This is a genomic window from Stakelama flava, from assembly GCF_019351405.1.
Classification (GTDB): Bacteria; Pseudomonadota; Alphaproteobacteria; order Sphingomonadales; family Sphingomonadaceae; genus Sphingomonas; species Sphingomonas flava_A.
Genome location: NZ_JAHWZX010000002.1, coordinates 322493 through 339628, shown reverse-complemented (window position 1 = coordinate 339628; position 17136 = coordinate 322493). Strand labels below are relative to the sequence as shown.

19 protein-coding genes and 1 pseudogene are annotated in these 17136 nt (G+C 63.3%); 17 read left to right on the top strand and 3 right to left on the bottom strand.

The features are described 5' to 3' along the window. A pseudogene (locus KY084_RS03720) lies at positions 1 to 174 on the bottom strand (IS701 family transposase); the annotation flags it as partial. Between KY084_RS03720 and KY084_RS03715 the strand changes: the two are divergent. Together KY084_RS03715 and KY084_RS03710 are read left to right on the top strand one after the other, a co-directional pair. Continuing rightward, complete coding sequence (locus KY084_RS03715; RefSeq protein ID WP_219237071.1) at positions 144 to 965, top strand: alpha/beta hydrolase; 822 nt, start codon at positions 144 to 146, stop codon at positions 963 to 965. The pseudogene KY084_RS03720 and the gene KY084_RS03715 overlap by 31 nt on opposite strands. Before the next feature lie 120 nt (positions 966 to 1085). Then, positions 1086 to 2573, top strand: a complete 1488-nt coding sequence (locus KY084_RS03710) for a SulP family inorganic anion transporter (protein ID WP_219237111.1) — start codon at positions 1086 to 1088, stop codon at positions 2571 to 2573. Positions 2574 to 2596: 23 nt separating this feature from the next. On the opposite strand, the gene KY084_RS03705 is transcribed toward KY084_RS03710, so the two are convergent. Continuing rightward, positions 2597 to 3475 carry an aldo/keto reductase family oxidoreductase gene (locus tag KY084_RS03705; RefSeq protein WP_219237070.1) on the bottom strand — a complete coding sequence of 293 codons (879 nt, stop codon included), beginning with the start codon at positions 3473 to 3475 and terminating at the stop codon, positions 2597 to 2599. 98 nt (positions 3476 to 3573) lie between these two features. On the opposite strand from KY084_RS03705, the gene KY084_RS03700 reads away from it, so the two are divergent. The 5 genes from KY084_RS03700 to KY084_RS03680 are packed head-to-tail and all read left to right on the top strand — an operon-like array spanning position 3574 to position 7789. Beyond that, positions 3574 to 4521 carry a LysR family transcriptional regulator gene (locus KY084_RS03700; RefSeq protein ID WP_219237110.1) on the top strand — a complete coding sequence of 316 codons (948 nt, stop codon included), beginning with the start codon at positions 3574 to 3576 and terminating at the stop codon, positions 4519 to 4521. 44 nt (positions 4522 to 4565) lie between these two features. Further along, on the top strand, positions 4566 to 6002 hold the full coding sequence (leuC, locus tag KY084_RS03695) for a 3-isopropylmalate dehydratase large subunit (protein WP_219237069.1): 1437 nt from the start codon (positions 4566 to 4568) through the stop codon (positions 6000 to 6002). 3 nt (positions 6003 to 6005) lie between these two features. Beyond that, a complete protein-coding gene (locus tag KY084_RS03690; protein WP_219237068.1) occupies positions 6006 to 6149 on the top strand; it encodes a hypothetical protein in 144 nt (47 codons plus the stop codon). Between the two features lie 46 nt (positions 6150 to 6195). Further along, entirely contained in the window at positions 6196 to 6807 is a 612-nt protein-coding gene (leuD, locus tag KY084_RS03685; protein WP_219237067.1) for a 3-isopropylmalate dehydratase small subunit, read from the top strand. Further along, entirely contained in the window at positions 6788 to 7789 is a 1002-nt protein-coding gene (locus KY084_RS03680) for an NADPH:quinone oxidoreductase family protein (RefSeq protein WP_219237066.1), read from the top strand. Before leuD ends, KY084_RS03680 begins: the two co-directional genes overlap by 20 nt. A 15-nt stretch (positions 7790 to 7804) precedes the next feature. Here KY084_RS03680 and KY084_RS03675 read toward each other — a convergent pair whose 3' ends face one another. Then, on the bottom strand, positions 7805 to 8605 hold the full coding sequence (locus KY084_RS03675; RefSeq protein WP_219237065.1) for a hypothetical protein: 801 nt from the start codon (positions 8603 to 8605) through the stop codon (positions 7805 to 7807). Between the two features lie 466 nt (positions 8606 to 9071). On the opposite strand from KY084_RS03675, the gene KY084_RS03670 reads away from it, so the two are divergent. The 10 genes from KY084_RS03670 to nadA all read left to right on the top strand — a co-directional run bounded on the left by KY084_RS03670 (position 9072) and on the right by nadA (position 17130). After that, a complete protein-coding gene (locus tag KY084_RS03670) occupies positions 9072 to 10967 on the top strand; it encodes a methyl-accepting chemotaxis protein (protein WP_343227945.1) in 1896 nt (631 codons plus the stop codon). A 189-nt stretch (positions 10968 to 11156) separates the two neighbouring features. After that, on the top strand, positions 11157 to 11480 hold the full coding sequence (locus KY084_RS03665) for a DUF1476 domain-containing protein (RefSeq protein WP_219237064.1): 324 nt from the start codon (positions 11157 to 11159) through the stop codon (positions 11478 to 11480). Positions 11481 to 11482: 2 nt separating this feature from the next. Further along, positions 11483 to 11722 carry a BolA family protein gene (locus KY084_RS03660; protein WP_219237063.1) on the top strand — a complete coding sequence of 80 codons (240 nt, stop codon included), beginning with the start codon at positions 11483 to 11485 and terminating at the stop codon, positions 11720 to 11722. Between the two features lie 7 nt (positions 11723 to 11729). Then, positions 11730 to 12062, top strand: a complete 333-nt coding sequence (gene grxD / locus KY084_RS03655; RefSeq protein WP_219237062.1) for a Grx4 family monothiol glutaredoxin — start codon at positions 11730 to 11732, stop codon at positions 12060 to 12062. A 338-nt stretch (positions 12063 to 12400) separates the two neighbouring features. Beyond that, positions 12401 to 12769, top strand: a complete 369-nt coding sequence (locus tag KY084_RS03650; protein ID WP_219237061.1) for a BlaI/MecI/CopY family transcriptional regulator — start codon at positions 12401 to 12403, stop codon at positions 12767 to 12769. Next, on the top strand, positions 12766 to 13344 hold the full coding sequence (locus tag KY084_RS03645) for a M56 family metallopeptidase (protein WP_219237060.1): 579 nt from the start codon (positions 12766 to 12768) through the stop codon (positions 13342 to 13344). Before KY084_RS03650 ends, KY084_RS03645 begins: the two co-directional genes overlap by 4 nt. Continuing rightward, complete coding sequence (locus tag KY084_RS03640; protein ID WP_219237059.1) at positions 13265 to 14305, top strand: M56 family metallopeptidase; 1041 nt, start codon at positions 13265 to 13267, stop codon at positions 14303 to 14305. Before KY084_RS03645 ends, KY084_RS03640 begins: the two co-directional genes overlap by 80 nt. Before the next feature lie 163 nt (positions 14306 to 14468). After that, on the top strand, positions 14469 to 15326 hold the full coding sequence (locus KY084_RS03635) for an MBL fold metallo-hydrolase (RefSeq protein WP_219237108.1): 858 nt from the start codon (positions 14469 to 14471) through the stop codon (positions 15324 to 15326). After that, on the top strand, positions 15308 to 16057 hold the full coding sequence (locus tag KY084_RS03630) for a DUF4230 domain-containing protein (RefSeq protein ID WP_246586833.1): 750 nt from the start codon (positions 15308 to 15310) through the stop codon (positions 16055 to 16057). Before KY084_RS03635 ends, KY084_RS03630 begins: the two co-directional genes overlap by 19 nt. 62 nt (positions 16058 to 16119) lie before the next feature. Further along, complete coding sequence (gene nadA, locus KY084_RS03625) at positions 16120 to 17130, top strand: quinolinate synthase NadA (protein WP_219237058.1); 1011 nt, start codon at positions 16120 to 16122, stop codon at positions 17128 to 17130. The last annotated feature ends 6 nt before the right edge of the window (positions 17131 to 17136 follow it).

The window sequence follows — 17136 nt, the reverse complement described above, 5'->3', positions numbered from 1 at the left end:
CGTCTTGCGCCGCTCATCACCCAACAGGCCATCAAGGAACAGATTGGCCGATGCCGCTACCCGAGCCTGTGTGAACAGGCTGCCCATCCGCGCCTTCACATCGCGCAAAGACGTTGCCCATAGCTCCAGTGTCGTCTCGATTGATGCGCCCGTCATCCACGGCCTCCTCACCATGGAAACCTATTGATTCAGAGTTCCAATCAATATGCAACTGTAATGATAGGCATAGAACGTCCGCGCCGAAGCCGGTGATCGTCTTCTTCTATGGCGGCGGTTGGGTGAAGGGCACGCGGCAGGGCTATGCCTTTGCGGGCCGCGCATTTGCTTCGAATGGTTTCGTCACCGTCGTCCCCGATTACCGCAAGGTGCCAGATGTGCGCTTTCCCGCTTTTGTGGAAGACGGCGCGCAGGCGATGAAATGGGTACAGAACCATATCGCCGATTATGGCGGCGATCCAAAGCGGGTGGCGATCGTCGGCCATTCGGCGGGCGCCTATACCGTGGCGATGCTCGCGCTCGACCGTCACTTTCTGGCGGATGCGGGCGTGTCGCCCGACATGGTGAAGGCGGCGGTCGGCCTGTCGGGACCGTATGATTTCCTCCCGCTTACCGATAAACGCGCGGTCGATGCGCTGGGCAACTGGCCCGATCCGGGGGAAACGCAGCCCATCACCTATGCCCGCGCAGATGCGCCGCCAATGTTGCTTGTCACATCGACCAGGGACGAAGTGGTGAAGCCGCGCAATGCCATCGCCCTTGCCCGAAAACTGCACGCGCTGGGCGCGAGCGCCGCGTTCCGCGAATATAAGGGGCTGACCCACGAAGAGATCGCGATGGCGCTTTCCAAGCCGTTTCGCGGCAAGGCGCCGGTGCTCGCCGATACGCTCGCCTTTATTCGAAGCGCGCTCGAAAGCGACGCCGCCTCGCCCCGCGTCGGGGTTGATCCGGACGCCGGGCAGGAGTAGGGGCGGCGCGCGCCTTGCCGGTTGCGGCGCAGCAATCCCACCCACCGATCGATACCGCGCCAGTATTTCGCGCGTGCTCGCTCGCCAGACGAGGAACGCCCCGCCATGGCCGATGTCCGCATGTCATTCGCCTCCAATATCCGCCGCGACTGGCTGGAAAACCCCGGACGGGAGTTCCTGTCGGGGCTGATGGTGGCGCTTGCGCTGATCCCCGAAGCGATCGGGTTTTCGATCGTGGCGGGGGTGGATCCCGGCGTAGGGCTGTACGCCAGCTTTTCAATCGCGTGCATCATCGCGATTTTCGGCGGCCGTCCCGGCATGATTTCCGCCGCGACCGCCGCCGTCGCGGTGCTGGTCGGTCCGCTGGTGCGCGAACATGGCGTCGAATATCTGTTCGCCGCGACGATCCTGATGGGCGTGTTTCAGGTGATCGCCGGGCTGTTGCGGCTGAACCTGCTGATGCGGTTCGTATCGCGATCGGTAATTACCGGTTTCGTCAACGCGCTCGCGATCCTGATCTTCATGGCCCAGTTGCCGCAGTTAATCGGCGTGCCGTGGGTGAGCTATGTGCTGGTCGCGGTGACGCTGGCCATCATCTACGGCTTTCCCCGGATCACCACCGCGCTGCCCGCCCCGTTGGTCGCGGTAGTGCTGGTTGCCGCCTATACGATGTTGACGGGTACGCATGTGAATACAGTAGGCGATATGGGCGACCTGCCCTCCACACTACCCGCATTCCATTTGCCGGACGTGCCGCTGACATGGGAGACGCTTGGCATCATCGCGCCCTATTCGCTGGGCATGGCGGCGGTGGGCCTGCTGGAAACGATGCTGACCGCGGCGATCGTCGACGACATGACCGAAACGCGATCGGACAAGCGCCGTGAATGCATGGGGCAGGGCGTCGCCAATTTCGTCACCGGATTTTTGAGCGCGATGGGCGGCTGCGCGATGATCGGCCAGTCGGTGATCAACATCAGTTCGGGCGGGCGGCGGCGGCTGTCGACCTTCGTTGCCGGCACGATGCTGCTGGTGCTGATGGTCGCGCTGGGACCGTGGGTCGCGCGCGTGCCGATGCCTGCGCTGGTCGGTGTGATGATCTTCGTTTCCATCAGCACCTTCCGCTGGCAGAGCTTTTCGGAACTGCGCCATTTCCCGCTGCCGTCAAGCGCGGTGATGCTGGCGACCGTGGTTACGGTGGTGTGGACGCACAATCTGTCGATCGGCGTGCTGGTGGGCGTCTTGCTTTCGGGCATCTTTTTCGCGGGCAAGGTGCGCAGGCTGGTGAACATGGCGACGACGCTTTCACCCGACGGACGCACGCGCACCTATGTCATCGCTGGTCAGATTTTCTTCGCCTCGGTCGATCGCATTGTCGAGGAAGTGGTCTTTCGCGAGAAAAAGGTGGCGCGCGTGGTGATCGACCTTTCCGACGCGCATTTCTGGGACATTTCGGCGACCGGCGCACTAGACAAGATGGTGCTTCGCCTGCGCGCCGAAGGCAAAGAGGTCGAGGTGATCGGCCGTAATCAGGCGACCGCCACGCTGATCGACAAATATGGTGAGCATGACAAGCCGTTCGAATCGCTCGGCGTTCTGGGGCACTGACCGTGCCAGTGCCCCGATAACGCTTATGCGGCGGCAGTGCCGATCGCGTCGAGCTCGGCAAGCGCTTCGTCGTCGAGACTGATGTCAGCCACTGCCAGATTTTCGCGCAAATGCCCGCGCGAGGACGTGCCGGGGATCAGCAGGATGTTGGGCGAACGGTGGAGAAGCCATGCAAGCGCGACCTGCATCGGCGTCGCGCCGACCCGCTTCGCCACCCTGTCCAGCCGATCCGACTGAAGCGGGCTGAATCCGCCCAGCGGGAAGAAGGGGACATAGGCGATGTCCTGCGCCGCCAATTGGTCGATCAGCGCATCGTCGTCGCGATTGGCGAGATTGTAGAGATTCTGCACGCACACGATCGGAACGATCTTCTGCGCCTCGGCAACCGCGTGCGCGGTCGCGTTGCTGATCCCGATATGGCGGATCAGCCCGCGTTCGCGAAGACGCGCCACTGTGCTCAGCATCGGTTCGACCGGGCCGTCGCACGCCCCATGCGGATCATCGCCCATCAGGCGCAGATTGACGACCTCGATGGCTTCAAGGCCCAGATTGCGCAGATTGTCCTCCACGGCACGTTCCAGCTCGTCGGTGCTCACGGCGGGCAGCCAGTTGCCTTCACCATCGCGGCGCGCGCCTATCTTCGTCACGATCGTCAGATCGTCGGGATAGGGATGAAGCGCCTTGCGAATGATGCGGTTGGTGACGTGCGGGCCGTAAAAATCGCTGGTGTCGATATGATCGACCCCCGATTCCACCGCCTCGCGCAACACGGCGATCGCCTCTTCCTCATCGCGCGGCGGGCCGAACACGCCCGGCCCGGCAAGCTGCATCGCGCCATAGCCGATCCGTTTCACCATGCGGTCGCCAAGGCGCCAGGTGCCTGCCTTTTCGATTGCGGTCATGAAAATTTCCTTTCGCTGAAGAGTGCGCCTTAGTTGAGTATTCGCCTTGCATCCGATAAGCCGGTCAGACCTGCACAACTTGTCCGGATAATCGAACAATTCGCCAGCTTCAGGACCTTGCCGCTTTCGTTGCCGTTGCGCGTGCGGGCGGGTTTCGCGAAGCGGCGATAGGCGGTTCTGCGTCCGCCTCGACGCTAAGCGATGCGGTCCGGCGGGTGGAGGCGCGACTTGGGGTGCGCCTGCTCCATCGCACGACGCGAAGCGTCACGCCGACTGAAGCGGGCGAACGATTGTTCGAGCGGCTTGCGCCCGCCCTTGCGGAGATCGATGCTTCACTCGATTCGGTAAATGCATTTCGCGACCGGCCCGTGGGGCGGCTTCGCCTGAACGTGCCCAGTGTCGCCGCCCGATTGGTCCTGCCATGGATAGTACCGCGCTTCCACGCCGCCTACCCGGATATCCGGGTCGAGGTGATGGTGGACGAAAGTTTCGTCGACCTCCTTGCCGCCGGTTGCGACGCAGGCATCCGCTATGGCGAGCGGCTGGAGCAGGATATGATCGCGATCCCCATCGGCCCGGCGCGGCAGCGTTATGCGTTCGCTGCTTCGCCTGCCTATCTGGCGGCGCATGGCCGGCCGTCGCATCCACGCGAGTTGCTGGGTCATGCCTGTCTGGAAGCGTGCTTCGCGAGCGGCCGTTCGCTGGAGTGGGAATTTGAAAAGGCGGGCGAGGAAATCCGGCTGGAACCACGCGGGCCGCTGCTGTTGCAGGTGGGTGGCGGCGCTGACCTGATGACCGATGCGGCGATCGGGGGTATGGGGATCGTCGGACTGTTCGAGGATTGGTTGCAGCCATTGTTCAAACAGGGCCGCCTGGAACCGGTGCTGGAGGAGTGGTGGCCAAGCTTTGACGGACCGTTTCTATATTATTCGGGCAGACGCTATCTGCCCGCGCCGCTCCGCGCCTTTGTTGATTTCGTGAAGTCCGAACCCTGCGCGCGGTGGCCCGGACCGGAAAGGCCAGCTAGGACTGCGCACGAAAATTAGTATTTTTCTTGCTTTCACGCATTTTTCGGATAGATACCCGCCCCATGGCGAGCAAACCCCGCACCTTATATGAGAAAATCTGGGCCGACCATGTGGTCGAGCGCCGGGACGACGGCACCTGCCTGATCTATATCGACCGGCATCTTGTTCACGAAGTGACGAGTCCGCAGGCATTTGAAGGGCTGCGCAATTCCGGGCGTACGGTGCGGCGGCCCGATCTTACGCTTGCCGTTCCCGACCATAATCTGCCGACCACCGCACGGGTGGACGAAAACGGCGCGCGGCTGCCCATCGCCGATCCGCAAAGCGCCGGGCAGTTGGAGGCGCTGGAGCGCAATACGGCCGAATTCGGCATTGATTATTTCGGCGCGACCGCCCCCGAACAGGGGATCGTCCATGTCGTCGGCCCCGAACAGGGATTTACGCTGCCGGGCATGACGCTGGTGTGCGGCGACAGCCATACCGCCGCGCATGGCGCATTGGGCGCGCTTGCCTTCGGCATCGGGACGAGCGAGGTCGAGCATGTGCTCGCCACGCAAACGCTGCTCCTGTCACAGTCAAAGACGATGGAAGTGCGCGTCGAAGGCTCGCTCGGCTTCGGGGTGAGCGCCAAGGACGTGATTCTGGCTATCATCGGCCGGATCGGCGCGGGCGGCGGCACCGGCCATGTCATCGAATATACCGGAGACGTCATTCGCGGGCTTTCGGTCGAGGGGCGGCTGACGGTATCCAATATGTCCATCGAGGGCGGCGCGCGCGCCGGCCTGATCGCGCCAGACCAGACGACGTTCGATTACATCCGGGGCCGTCCCATGGCGCCGCAGGGCGATGCCTGGGCATGGGCGGTGGATTACTGGAAAACGCTGCCCAGCGATCCCGGCGCGGTCTACGATCGCACGGTGAAGCTGGATGCGAGCGACATCGCGCCATGCGTCACCTGGGGCAACAGCCCGGACGATGTCGTACCGATCACCGGTGTCGTGCCCGATCCCGACAGTTTTGCCGACCCGGCAAAGCGCGATGCCGCGCGCCGGTCGCTCGATTACATGGGGCTGGCCCCCGGCACCGCGATGCAGGATATCGGTATCGAGAATATCTTTATCGGAAGCTGCACCAACAGCCGGATAGAGGATTTGCGCGCCGCCGCGGCGGTGCTGAACGGAAGGCGGGTGGCCGATACCGTCCGCCAGGCGTTGATCGTGCCCGGATCGGGGCTGGTCAAGCGTCAGGCCGAGGCCGAGGGACTCGACCGCATCTTCACCGAAGCCGGATTCGAATGGCGCGAACCGGGATGTTCGATGTGCCTTGCCATGAACCCCGATAAAGTGCCTGCGGGCGAACGTTGTGCTTCCACTTCGAACCGGAATTTCGTAGGGCGGCAGGGACCGGGGGCACGGACGCACCTGTTGTCGCCTGCCATGGCGGCGGCGGCGGCCGTGACGGGACGGTTGAGTGATGTGCGTGACCTGATGGGGGAATGATCGATGAAACGTGCACTGACGGTGCTTGTGTGTGGCACCGTGTTGAGCGGGCTTGCCGCAGCCTATGCCGCATCGTTGCACACCACTGGAACGCAGGCCATCATCCCGTCCGCCATGGCCGCGTCGTCGCAACCAGCTCAGCGCTGAGCGGCGGAAGTTTCCGCCCGGCGCGAAATATCACCGGGAGGAATTGATGGACGCCGTAACCCATGTCGAAGGTCGGGCGTACCCGTGGGGTGCGGAAAATATCGACACCGACATCATCATCCCGGCGCATTGGTTGAAAACCACGACGCGCGAAGGGCTGGGCAAGGGCGCGTTCGAAAGCGTGCGGGCGAAGCCGGGCAATGTCTTTGACGACCCCGAATATGCCGGGTCGCCGATCCTGATCGCGGGCGACAATTTCGGCTGCGGGTCGAGCCGTGAACACGCCGCATGGGCACTGGGCGACATGGGGGTGAAAGCGGTGATCGCGCCGGGTTTTTCGGACATCTTTTCCGGCAACGCGTTCAAGAACGGCATCGTCACTGTGGTGTTGCCGCAAGCCGCGGTTGACCGGTTGATAGAGGTCGCGAAAACCGATGAGATCAGCATCGACCTGGAAACGATGACCGTCACCACGCCGTTTCAGGATCGCTTCACCTTCACCCTCGATCCCTTCCGCCGCGAATGTCTGATGCAGGGGCTGGACGAGATCGGCATTACGCTGGCAAAAGATACCGCAATTTCGAATTACGAAAATGCGGTCGGCAAGTCGCGACCGTGGATCAAGCGGGAGAGCGGCAATGAAAGCATTACTGTCTAAGGCACCTGGCGGACCCGAAACTCTGGAAATCGCCGATCTGCCCGATCCGACACCGGGCGACGGCGAGTTGTTGATCGCGGTAAAAGCGTGTTCGATCAACTATCCCGATGTTCTGATCATCGAGGACAAATATCAGTTCAAACCACCGCGCCCCTTCGCGCCCGGCGGGGAGATTTCAGGCGTGGTGGAAGCTGTGGGCGACGGCGTCACCGGCTGGGCCGTGGGCGATCGGATGCTGGCGATGGTGGGCCATGGCGGATTGTCGGAAAAGGTCATCATCGATGCGGCCCGCGCCTATCGCCTTCCCGACGGACGCAGCCATGTCGAGGGCGCGGCGCTGCTGCTCACCTATGCCACCACCATTCATGCGCTGCTCGATCGCGGGCGTCTGAAATCCGGCGACAACCTGCTCATCCTCGGCGCTGCGGGCGGCGTGGGGCTGGCCGCGATCGAACTGGGCAAGGCCTATGGCGCGCGGGTCGTCGCGGCGGTGTCGAGCGAGGAAAAGGCAGCGGCGGCGCGGCAAGCGGGCGCGGACGACGTGCTGATCTATGATCGCGCGCCGTTCGACAAGGAGCAGTCAAAGGCGCTTGCCAACCGGTTCAAGGAAGCGCTGGGACCCGACGGCGCGCAAGTGATCTACGATCCGGTCGGCGGGGATTATACCGAACCGGCGCTGCGGTCGATCGGGTGGGAAGGGCGCTATCTGGTAGTCGGCTTTCCGGCGGGTATCCCGAAGTTGCCGCTGAACCTGACCCTGCTCAAAAGCTGCGATGTGTGCGGCGTATTCTGGGGCGCGTTCGCGATGCGCGATCCGAAGGCGAACGCGGCGCATGTCGAAACGCTGTTCAGCCTGTGGGAGGCGGGCAGGATCGCGCCAAAGGTCACCGAACGCTTCCCGCTTGCCAAGGGCGGGCGCGCTATCGCTAAAATGGCGGCGCGTCAGGCGATCGGAAAGCTGGTGGTCGAGATCGGGCGGTAGCAGCGTTTGCCCGTATCAGCGAAGTTTCTGCTGATAATCGATGCGGATGCGAACCCATGCCCCGATCTGCTGCTTGCCGCCCACGCGCGGCGGTCGCACCTTGAACTGGAACGCTGCCGCCTGAACCGCGCGGGCAATGCCGGAACCTTCGGGGTATTCGTCGATGATCTGGCAATCCTCGACCCGGTATTGCGGCGCGGTCTTGCACGCGATCAGCCCCCAGCCGGGACCCGATGCGCTGGACAGGAATCCGCGCAGTTCATCGTCATAGGGTTCGCGATACCAGCTCGCCGCATATAGCGGTTCGCCATTGGGGGCGGTGCCGACTTGCGGCGTATCATTTGCGCCGATGCCGGTTCCCGGCGGCGCAACGGGGCCGTAAACCGGCTTTGACGGCGCTGCCGATACAGTGGGCGCGGGCGGCGCTTTCGATCTGATATCGCTTGACGCCATTTCGCTTTGCGACAGTTCGATCCAGGGCGGAGTCGTCTGTTTTGTCGGTTGCGGCGGCGGCCTGGGCCGGTCGGGTGGTGGCGGTGTCGGCTGCTGCGCGGTTTCCGGTTGCGGTCGGGGCTGCGGCTGTTGGGAAGGCTTTGCCTGTTCCGTCGGGCTCTTATCGGCTTTTTCCGACTGATCGGCGCTGTCCGGCACATCGAACACGCTCAGCGACTGCTGGCTGTCCGCCTGTTTGAACAGGGTTGGCTTGGCGAGGGTGAGCAGCAGCAGCGCGAGCAGCAACTCGACCAGCAGCGCAAGCAGCAACCCCGCGAACCGGTCGCCATAGCGCGCGCGCCACCGTTCGGAAAAACCGGTCATTCGTTCGCGCGCTGACTGGAACAAGGGAACTCCGCATGAACAGGCGCGGTGAGGGGGATTGGAAGGTCCTCACCTAGCGCGGGGAATAGGCGGGCAATGCGTCGAAAACATGTCGAACGATACGCCCCGATTGCCGCGCGCAGCCGAAAATCCGAAAGAATCGCTTCGATCTGTACGGGGGCCGATGCCCGACATATTTTGCCGACGCGTTTCCAAACCAGCGTTCTAAACCGCTGTTTTCATTCGACACTAATCCCACGGACAGCGGTTCATTACCTTTGTCATGCCGCATCGTCGCTGCGATTGCGGTTCGCAAGCGCAACGATATTGCGGGCTTTCGCGCCCGGTTAAGCGTCCGCGTCGCCTATAAATGCTGCAAGGAAAGGCGAAGGGAGAGGCGCCTTGACATGATCTTAACTTGCCAGGGTGCCCGATGCTGAACAAACTTTCCGATTTGCGGATGTCCGTGAAACTCATGATCGGAGTCGCGCTGTCGACGATCCTGACGATCGTTATCGCGACGCTTGGCGTCGTGTCGCTGCAATCGACCACCGCCGCGACGCAGCAACTGGCGGAGCGTGATACGCAGGCCGTCGGGCTGGCAGGAGAAATCCGCACCGATCAGCAGCGTATCGAACAGTTGTGGCTGTTCACGGTCATCGAAAATGACCGCGGAGATTTCGAAGCGATGCTGACGGAGATATCGGATATCCGCAGCAAGGTCGATCAGCGGCTTTCGAAGCTTCGCACGCTGGTTCCCGATCAGCAGGCGGGACAGTTCGACAAGCTGAACGCCGCCATCGCCGAATATCGTCAACAGACCGCGAAAATTCCCGCGCTCTGGCGACAGGGGCGCAAGGGTGATGCAGAGGACGTTCTGCAGCATGATGCAAAAGCGCCCTTTGCGCAGGTGGACACAACCGCCAGCGAGATTTCCGCCGAGATACGCGGCCGTGCCGCGGCAGACGCCAAACGTCTCGATGAAAAAGCCGCGAGCACGATCCGTTCGATGATCGTGATGTCGGTGATCGGGCTGATCGCGATCGTCGCATTGGTGCTCGCGCTCGTCCGCTATCAGGTGACCGGACCCATCGCCGAAGTCACCGATCGCATGCGGCGGCTGGCCGATGGCGATACCGATATCGAAATCCGCAACGATGCGCGCCGCGACGAGATCGGCGAAATGGCGCGCGCGGTGATCGTGTTCCGTGACAATGCCCGCAGGCAAAAGGCGGATGATGCCGCCAAGCAGAAGGCCGAAGCGCAGCAGCGCGAAGTCGTCGATGCGCTCAGCCACTCGCTCAGCGGCCTGTCACAGGGTGATCTGACCGTCGATATCGTGCCCGAATTCCCGCCAGCCTATGCCGAGGTCCGTTCCAACTTCAACCAGGCCGTCGCCAGCTTGCGCACGCTGATCGGCACGGTGATGCAATCGACCGCCAGCATCGACACCGGCGCGCATGAAATCGCCGCCGCATCGGAGGATCTGGCGCGCCGCACCGAAAGCAACGCGGCGAGCCTTGAACAGACTTCCGCCGCCGTGACCCAGATGAACGACCGGCTGCGCACCACCGCCGCCGCAGCGCAGCGCACGGTGCATCGCGCCGATGGTGCGATCGCAACGGTGACCAACGGACGCGGCGTTGCCGATGGGGCGACCCGCGCGATGAGCCGCGTGTCCGACAGCGCCAAGGGCATTGACGATGTGATCGAGGGCCTCGACAAGATCGCGTTCCAGACGCGCGTGCTCGCGATGAACGCCGCTGTCGAGGCGGGACGCGCGGGCGAGGCGGGACGCGGCTTCGCGGTCGTCGCCGATCTGGTGTCCGCGCTCGCCATGCGCGCCGAGGAAGAGGCGGGGCGTGCGCGCGAACAGCTTACCGTGACACAGGAGGAGATTATTTCCGCCGTCGACATGGTGGAAAAAGTGGATGGCGCGCTGGCCGACATTCTGAAGGACGTGAACGAGGTGCATTCGCTGGTCGGCGACATTGCCGGCGACAATCAGGCGCAATCGAACGCCATCACCGAAATCAGCGCCGCGATCGGTACGATGGATCATGCCACACAGCAAAATGCCGCGATGGTCGAACAGACTTCCGCGGCTGCGCGCAACCTGACCGGCGAAGTGTCCAACCTCGCCCGGCAGGCGGGGCAGTTCCACACCGGCGAAGCGCAAATGCGCTCGACATCGGGACAGGGCGATACTGGCCGGCAAAAGCCGGCGCCACGTCCGTCGCCCCCTGCGCAGAAGATAAAGGCAAAGACGCCCGTCAACGGCAGTAACGGCTATAAATCACCGGTAAAGGCGCTGCCCGGCGCGGTTCCCGCTGATGCCGGTGACGACTGGGCGTCGTTCTGATCCGATTTTCCGCTGACTGACAAGGCCCGGTGGCGTCGTGCCGCCGGGTCGTTCTTTATCGGCATATAAACCGTGTTGCAGGGGGCAGGGCGCCCTTCCCGTCCCGGCTGGACGGTCGTGCCCGTTGCGTGCGGGCCTCATGCTTCTTATTTGCGATGTTCAACGCAATTTGGGGGATGAGAGACGTCCATGACCACTTTCGATGATCGCGAACGCGCATTCGAGGCGAAGTTCGCCCGCGACGAGGAGATGGCGTTTCGCATTACCGCGCGGCGCAACCGTCTGCTCGGCGAATGGGCCGCGAAGAAAATGGACCTGACTCCCGAAGAAACCGACGCCTATGCCAAGGCGGTGGTGCAGGCCGATTTCGAGGAGGCGGGCGATGAGGATGTCATCCGCAAGCTGCTGGGCGATCTGACCGCCGCCGGGGTCGATATCGACGAGGCCGCCGTGCGCCGCGCGCTGGAAGAGCAGACCGTCGAAGCGCGCCGCCAGCTTATCGAGCCGCAATAACCATGCCGATGCCAGCCGAACAGATCGAGACGCTGATCCGCGACGGCATACCCGATGCGAAGGTCGAAATTACCGATCTTGCCGGGGATGGCGACCATTATGCGGCGCGCGTCGAAGCCGAAAGTTTTCGTGGCCTGCCGCGCGTGAAACAGCATCAGGCCGTCTATGCCGCGCTGGGCGGCCGGATGGGCGGCGAACTGCACGCGCTGCAGCTGACCACCGCAGTGCCAGCCGAGGAGTGATTTCGAAATGACCGAGACGATCGAAACCCGCATCGACGATATCGTGAAGAAGAACGATGTCGTATTGTTCATGAAGGGCAGCCCGCTATTCCCGCAATGCGGCTTTTCGAGCCGCGCCGTGGCGATCCTTCAGCATCTGAACGTCGAATTCGACAGCGTCGACGTGCTGCAGGACCAGGAAATCCGGCAGGGCATCAAAAGCTATTCCGACTGGCCCACCATTCCGCAGCTTTATGTGAAGGGTGAATTTGTCGGCGGTTCGGACATCATGATGGAGATGTACGAAAGCGGCGAACTGGCCGGACATATGAAGGAAAAGGGCGTCGCGACGACCGCCTGATCGGAAGCACGACCAATCCAGGAAGGGCGCGGCGTCTTTCGACGCGGCGCCCTTTGTCGTTTCAAGGGCACGAAGATCGGGTTGGCGGGCCGACAGGAGACTGGTGGGGCGACTGTCGACCCGCCGATTGAAGCGGAACTTCGCTTTCGATGGCAAAGACGATGCACCACGCGTGCCAGACCGTGCAAAGGGCCGATTTCCGCGGTAGAAGAGCGTTAGCATCGCGTAACCATCCCGTAAGGGTGTAAGGCGGCCCGACACTCTGTCGATCAGTCTTCTTATCTATTGACTACAGGCGTAATCGATGTGACTACAGGTGTAGTCATCGAGGAAGCGCCATGAGCGAACGGATCAGCGAAGCCGAACACGTTGTTATGGAGGTGCTCTGGGATACAAATCCGCTGAGCGCAGCCGAGGTTGTCGATCGCATTCCCGAAGAACGCGGTTGGAGCGCCAATACCGTCAAAACGTTGCTTGGCCGCCTGCTTGCCAAGAACAGTATCGCGCATGAAGCGGACGGGCGACGCTATTTCTATCGCCCGCTGGTCGCGCGGGAAGATTATGTCGCGGGCGAATCGCGGCGCTTGATGGACCGGCTGTTCGGCGGCAGGCTGACCCCGCTGGTCGCGCACCTTGCCGAACGCGATGAACTTTCCGATGCCGATATCGAAGAGATCGAGGCGCTGTTGAAGGCGCTGAAACCATGATCGGCTGGATCATAGAAACCCTGGTGGCCGGTACGCTGCTGATGCTGTTGGTGCTTTGCCTGCGCAAGCCGCTCCGCGCGACGGTGGGGCCGCGGATCGCGTACTGGATATGGGCGCTGCCGCTGATTCGTACGATGCTGCCCCCGCTTCCCGGCGCGTGGCGCTGGAGCAGCCTCTTCGCGCCCGCGCTCGACGGGCTTCAGGGGCATCCGATGGTCATGGGGTGGATGAAGACGGACGGCCTGCCCGACACGGTCGTGCAGCACGCGTTGGTAACGGCCACCTCTTCGCACGGAACCACGGCGGCGCTGTTGCCACCGACCCAAACCCCCGGCGGCGCGCCGCTTGTCGCGCTCATCATCGGGATATGGGCGATCGGCGCGCTTGTGTTTCTTGCCCGGCACCTGATCGCGCACCATCGTTTCTGCCGCGCGCTGATGACGAAGTGCCGGACGTGCAGAAGGGTTGCGGGCGGCAAGGTGCGCATGATCGAAAGTGAGGCCGCGGCCGGTCCGCTCGCTTTCGGCCTGGCGCAAATATGTCGCCTTTCCCGCCGATTTCCACGAACGCTATGACGAACAGGAGCGCGATCTGGCGCTGGCGCATGAGCTTGGCCACCATGTTCGTGGTGACCTGTACGCCAACTGGGCGGCGCTGGTGGTGCTTTCGCTGCACTGGTTCAATCCCATCGCCTGGCGCGCGTTTCGGGCGTTTCGCGCCGATCAGGAAATGGCATGCGATGCGCTGGTCCTGTCGGGACGGCGATCGGGGCTTCGTCATGCCTATGGCCGCGCCATCGTGAAATCGGCGCATGGCGGCGCGGTTTCCGCCGCGTGTCACCTGCACAGCATCGACGATATAAAAGGGAGGCTTAAAATGCTGACGAAGAACGATGCAAGATCGCGTTCGCAAATCGCACTGGGCGGGAGCGCGATGGCGGTGCTGGTGCTGGCCGGGCTTGGCCTGACCGCTTCGGGCAGCAGCGCGGCGGAGATTGTGCGCGGGGATACGGCCGTGCGCATTGATGCGCGGGACCTGTCCGAACCGCCAGCGGCGCCCGTGCTGCAGACGGAGCCGGTCCCCGCCGCCCCGGCCGGCGATGTGTCTCCGCCACCCGTTCCGGGCGAGAGCGCGAAGAACATGGCTAAGGCGGAGCCGGTCATCGTCCATAATGGCGAGGTGAAACAAACGGCCGAACTCGACGCGCAGCTTCAGCAAAAGCTGCATAATCTGCCCGAGGTGAGCGAGGCCGATTGCGGGGCGGGGACGCAGACGGTTAAGCTCACCCAGAGCGCTGGCCGGGCGTCGCGGATGGTTATCTGCACCGACCGGATCGAACGGCTTGCCAGCGATGCGACCGCGCGGGCCATGAGCCAGCAGGAGATGGCGATGGCGAGCGCGCGTGCGGGCCTTGCCAGCGCACGCGCCGCAATCGCGGCGAATGCTGATATGGCCGAAGTTGATAAACGCGCCGCGCTTGCAGGGATTGCATCGGCTGAGGCGGAGCTGAAAGCAAACGGGCTTTCCGACGACTGACCAGTTCCTGTGGGGATGATCCGGCGGCAGCGCTGCGCCCGCCGCCGGATCATCGATTCCGCCCTCGCCTCCGGTGTCCTTCGTGCCGGGCAGGCGGGCGGACGGTCTGGCGGGGATGGGCATGCCCCTTGTGCCTTTCCCCGCCAGCGGCCATCTGATCGGTATGAACGATGTGCCCACCGGCCGGATCGAACGAATCGACGATCGCGTGGCGCGTGTCCTTGCGCCCAATCCGTCGCCCTATACGCATACCGGCACGCAGACCTATCTGGTCGGCACCCGCGACCTTGCCGTGATCGATCCGGGGCCGGATGACCCGCGTCACCTGAACGCGCTGATCGATGCGATCGACGGGCGGCCGGTGGTCGCCATTATGTGCACCCATACCCATCGCGACCACAGCCCGCTGGCCGCGCCGCTCGCCAGAGAGACCGGCGCGCCGGTGGTCGGCTGCGCGCAGCTGGTGCTCGACGACGGCGGCCCGCGCGCCGACGCCGCGTTCGATCGCGACTATGCGCCCGACCGGGTGCTTGCCGACGGAGATACGATTGCCGGGGAGGGCTGGACGCTGGAGGCGGTGGCGACGCCGGGACACACGTCGAACCATCTGTGCTTTGCGCTGCCCGAATCGAACACCCTGTTCACCGGCGACCATGTGATGGGTTGGTCCACAACGGTCGTTTCGCCGCCCGACGGCAATATGGCGGCGTATATGGCGAGCCTGGAGCGGCTGATGCAGCGCGACGATGCGCTGTATCTGCCCGCACATGGCCCGGCGATCGAGCGACCGCAGCGATTCGTTCGCGGTCTGGCCGGACATCGCAAGCAGCGCGAGGGGCAGATATTGCGGCTGTTGAAGGACGGGCCGCGCGATATTCCTGCGCTGGTCGAGCGCATGTATGTCGGGCTCGACCCGCGATTGACCGGCGCCGCCGAACGATCGGTGCTCGCGCATCTGATCGACCTGCGCGATCGCGCTCTGGTCGCTGCAAGGGACGATGAATGGATGGCGAAAGCATGAACGAGGTGGTTCGCGAACGGCGTGGCGGCGGGCTGCTGCGCGGATGCCTGGTCGTGCTTGGCGTCATCGCGCTGATGGGGCTCGCTGCGGGCGGCGCATTCTGGGCGTTCACCCAGTATCTCGATCGCAAGGTCGATCCCGACCCGGTGACGATCGCCAGTGGCAGCCTGGCCGGGATGCGTGAAGAGGCGAAGCTGTCGACCTTTGCCGCGCGCTATGTCGCGGTCGTCACGTCGAGCCAGAGCCGGCTAGGCCTTACCGCGAAGAAAACGCTGATCATGCCCGGCATGGTGCGATACCAGATCGACCTTGCCAAGATCACCGACAAGGATGTCGCCTGGGACGCCGACAGCAAGACGCTTCAGGTGCATCTCCCGCCGATCGAGCTGGTGGGGCCTGAGGTCGATTTGAACGCGGTGAAGGAATATGATGACGGCGGGCTGCTGATGCGCTTCACCAATGCCGAGGATCGGCTGGACGCGGCAAATCGCAAGGCGGGGCAGGCCGAACTGCTCAACCAGGCGCGTCAGCCGGTGCCGATGCGGCTGGCACGTGATTCGGCGCGCCGCGCGATCGAACGCAGTTTCGCCATGCCGCTAAAGGCGGCTGGAATCGACGCGAATGTGCGCGCGACTTTTGCCGACGAACGCACCGACAAGGATCGCGAACGCTGGGACGTCAGCCGCCCGATTTCCGATGTGATGGCCGAGCGCAAGGCGCAAGCGCAATAGGCTTATGCCTTGATCGCGCCGCGGCCACTCGCCATGTGGCGGGCGAAGGAGAGAGTTTCCAGATGGACGCACGCAAGGGAATGGGCGGAAGCCTGAACGGGCTGGACCTGCTGGCCGAGATCGACCGGCTGCGCACGGAACGCAACGCGGTAATCCTGGCGCATTACTACCAGAAACCGGAAATTCAGGACCTTGCCGATTTCGTCGGCGACAGCCTGGACCTGTCGCGCAAGGCGGCGGAAACCGACGCCGATGTCATCGCCTTTTGCGGCGTGCGCTTCATGGCGGAGACCGCAAAAATCCTGTCGCCGCAAAAGACGGTGGTATTGCCCGACATGGACGCCGGGTGCAGTCTGGAAGACAGTTGCCCGCCCGAACAATTCGCGAAGTTCCGCGCCGAACATCCTGACCATATCGCGCTCACGTACATCAACTGTTCGACGGAGGTGAAGGCGCTGAGCGACATCATCGTGACGTCTTCTTCGGCCGAGAAAATCCTCAGCCAGATTCCACCCGAACAGAAGATCATCTTTGGCCCCGACAAGCATCTGGGCGGCTATCTGGCGCGCAAGACCGGGCGCGACATGCTGTTATGGCCGGGCGTGTGCATCGTGCACGAAGCGTTCAGCGAAACCGAACTATTGAAGCTGAAGGCGAAGCATCCCGGCGCGCCGGTCGCCGCGCATCCCGAATGCCCCGCCTATATCGTCGATCATGCCGATTATGTCGGGTCGACAAGCGGCATCCTGAAATTCTCTGAAGAAATGGACGGCGATACGCTGATCGTGGCGACCGAACCGCACATCATTCATCAGATGAACAAGGCGAAACCGGAAAAGAACTTCATCGGCGCGCCGGGAGCGGACGGCAACTGCAACTGCAATATCTGCCCGTACATGGCGCTGAACACGATCGAAAAGCTGTACCAGGCGCTGCGCGACCTCGAACCGCGGGTCGAGATGGACGAAGCGTTGCGCGTGAAGGCGAAGACCAGCCTCGACCGGATGCTCGCCATGGCGAGCGGCACGGTGGGGATGGGCGATCTGGGGCCGTTGAAGGTGACCGGCGACTGAACGCTT

What these genes read in the sequence shown, in the direction of transcription:
- grxD (WP_219237062.1), top strand. Translation starts at nt 11,730, where the DNA reads ATGACCGAGACGATCGAAACCCGCATCGACGATATCGTGAAGAAGAAC.
- KY084_RS03675 (WP_219237065.1), bottom strand. Translation starts at nt 8,605, where the DNA reads ATGACCGGTTTTTCCGAACGGTGGCGCGCGCGCTATGGCGACCGGTTC.
- KY084_RS03715 (WP_219237071.1), top strand. Translation starts at nt 144, where the DNA reads ATGCGCCCGTCATCCACGGCCTCCTCACCATGGAAACCTATTGATTCA.
- nadA (WP_219237058.1), top strand. Translation starts at nt 16,120, where the DNA reads ATGGACGCACGCAAGGGAATGGGCGGAAGCCTGAACGGGCTGGACCTG.
- KY084_RS03680 (WP_219237066.1), top strand. Translation starts at nt 6,788, where the DNA reads ATGAAAGCATTACTGTCTAAGGCACCTGGCGGACCCGAAACTCTGGAA.
- KY084_RS03665 (WP_219237064.1), top strand. Translation starts at nt 11,157, where the DNA reads ATGACCACTTTCGATGATCGCGAACGCGCATTCGAGGCGAAGTTCGCC.
- KY084_RS03635 (WP_219237108.1), top strand. Translation starts at nt 14,469, where the DNA reads ATGAACGATGTGCCCACCGGCCGGATCGAACGAATCGACGATCGCGTG.
- KY084_RS03705 (WP_219237070.1), bottom strand. Translation starts at nt 3,475, where the DNA reads ATGACCGCAATCGAAAAGGCAGGCACCTGGCGCCTTGGCGACCGCATG.
- KY084_RS03650 (WP_219237061.1), top strand. Translation starts at nt 12,401, where the DNA reads ATGAGCGAACGGATCAGCGAAGCCGAACACGTTGTTATGGAGGTGCTC.
- leuC (WP_219237069.1), top strand. Translation starts at nt 4,566, where the DNA reads ATGGCGAGCAAACCCCGCACCTTATATGAGAAAATCTGGGCCGACCAT.
- KY084_RS03630 (WP_246586833.1), top strand. Translation starts at nt 15,308, where the DNA reads ATGGATGGCGAAAGCATGAACGAGGTGGTTCGCGAACGGCGTGGCGGC.
- KY084_RS03690 (WP_219237068.1), top strand. Translation starts at nt 6,006, where the DNA reads ATGAAACGTGCACTGACGGTGCTTGTGTGTGGCACCGTGTTGAGCGGG.
- KY084_RS03710 (WP_219237111.1), top strand. Translation starts at nt 1,086, where the DNA reads ATGTCATTCGCCTCCAATATCCGCCGCGACTGGCTGGAAAACCCCGGA.
- leuD (WP_219237067.1), top strand. Translation starts at nt 6,196, where the DNA reads ATGGACGCCGTAACCCATGTCGAAGGTCGGGCGTACCCGTGGGGTGCG.
- KY084_RS03645 (WP_219237060.1), top strand. Translation starts at nt 12,766, where the DNA reads ATGATCGGCTGGATCATAGAAACCCTGGTGGCCGGTACGCTGCTGATG.
- KY084_RS03660 (WP_219237063.1), top strand. Translation starts at nt 11,483, where the DNA reads ATGCCGATGCCAGCCGAACAGATCGAGACGCTGATCCGCGACGGCATA.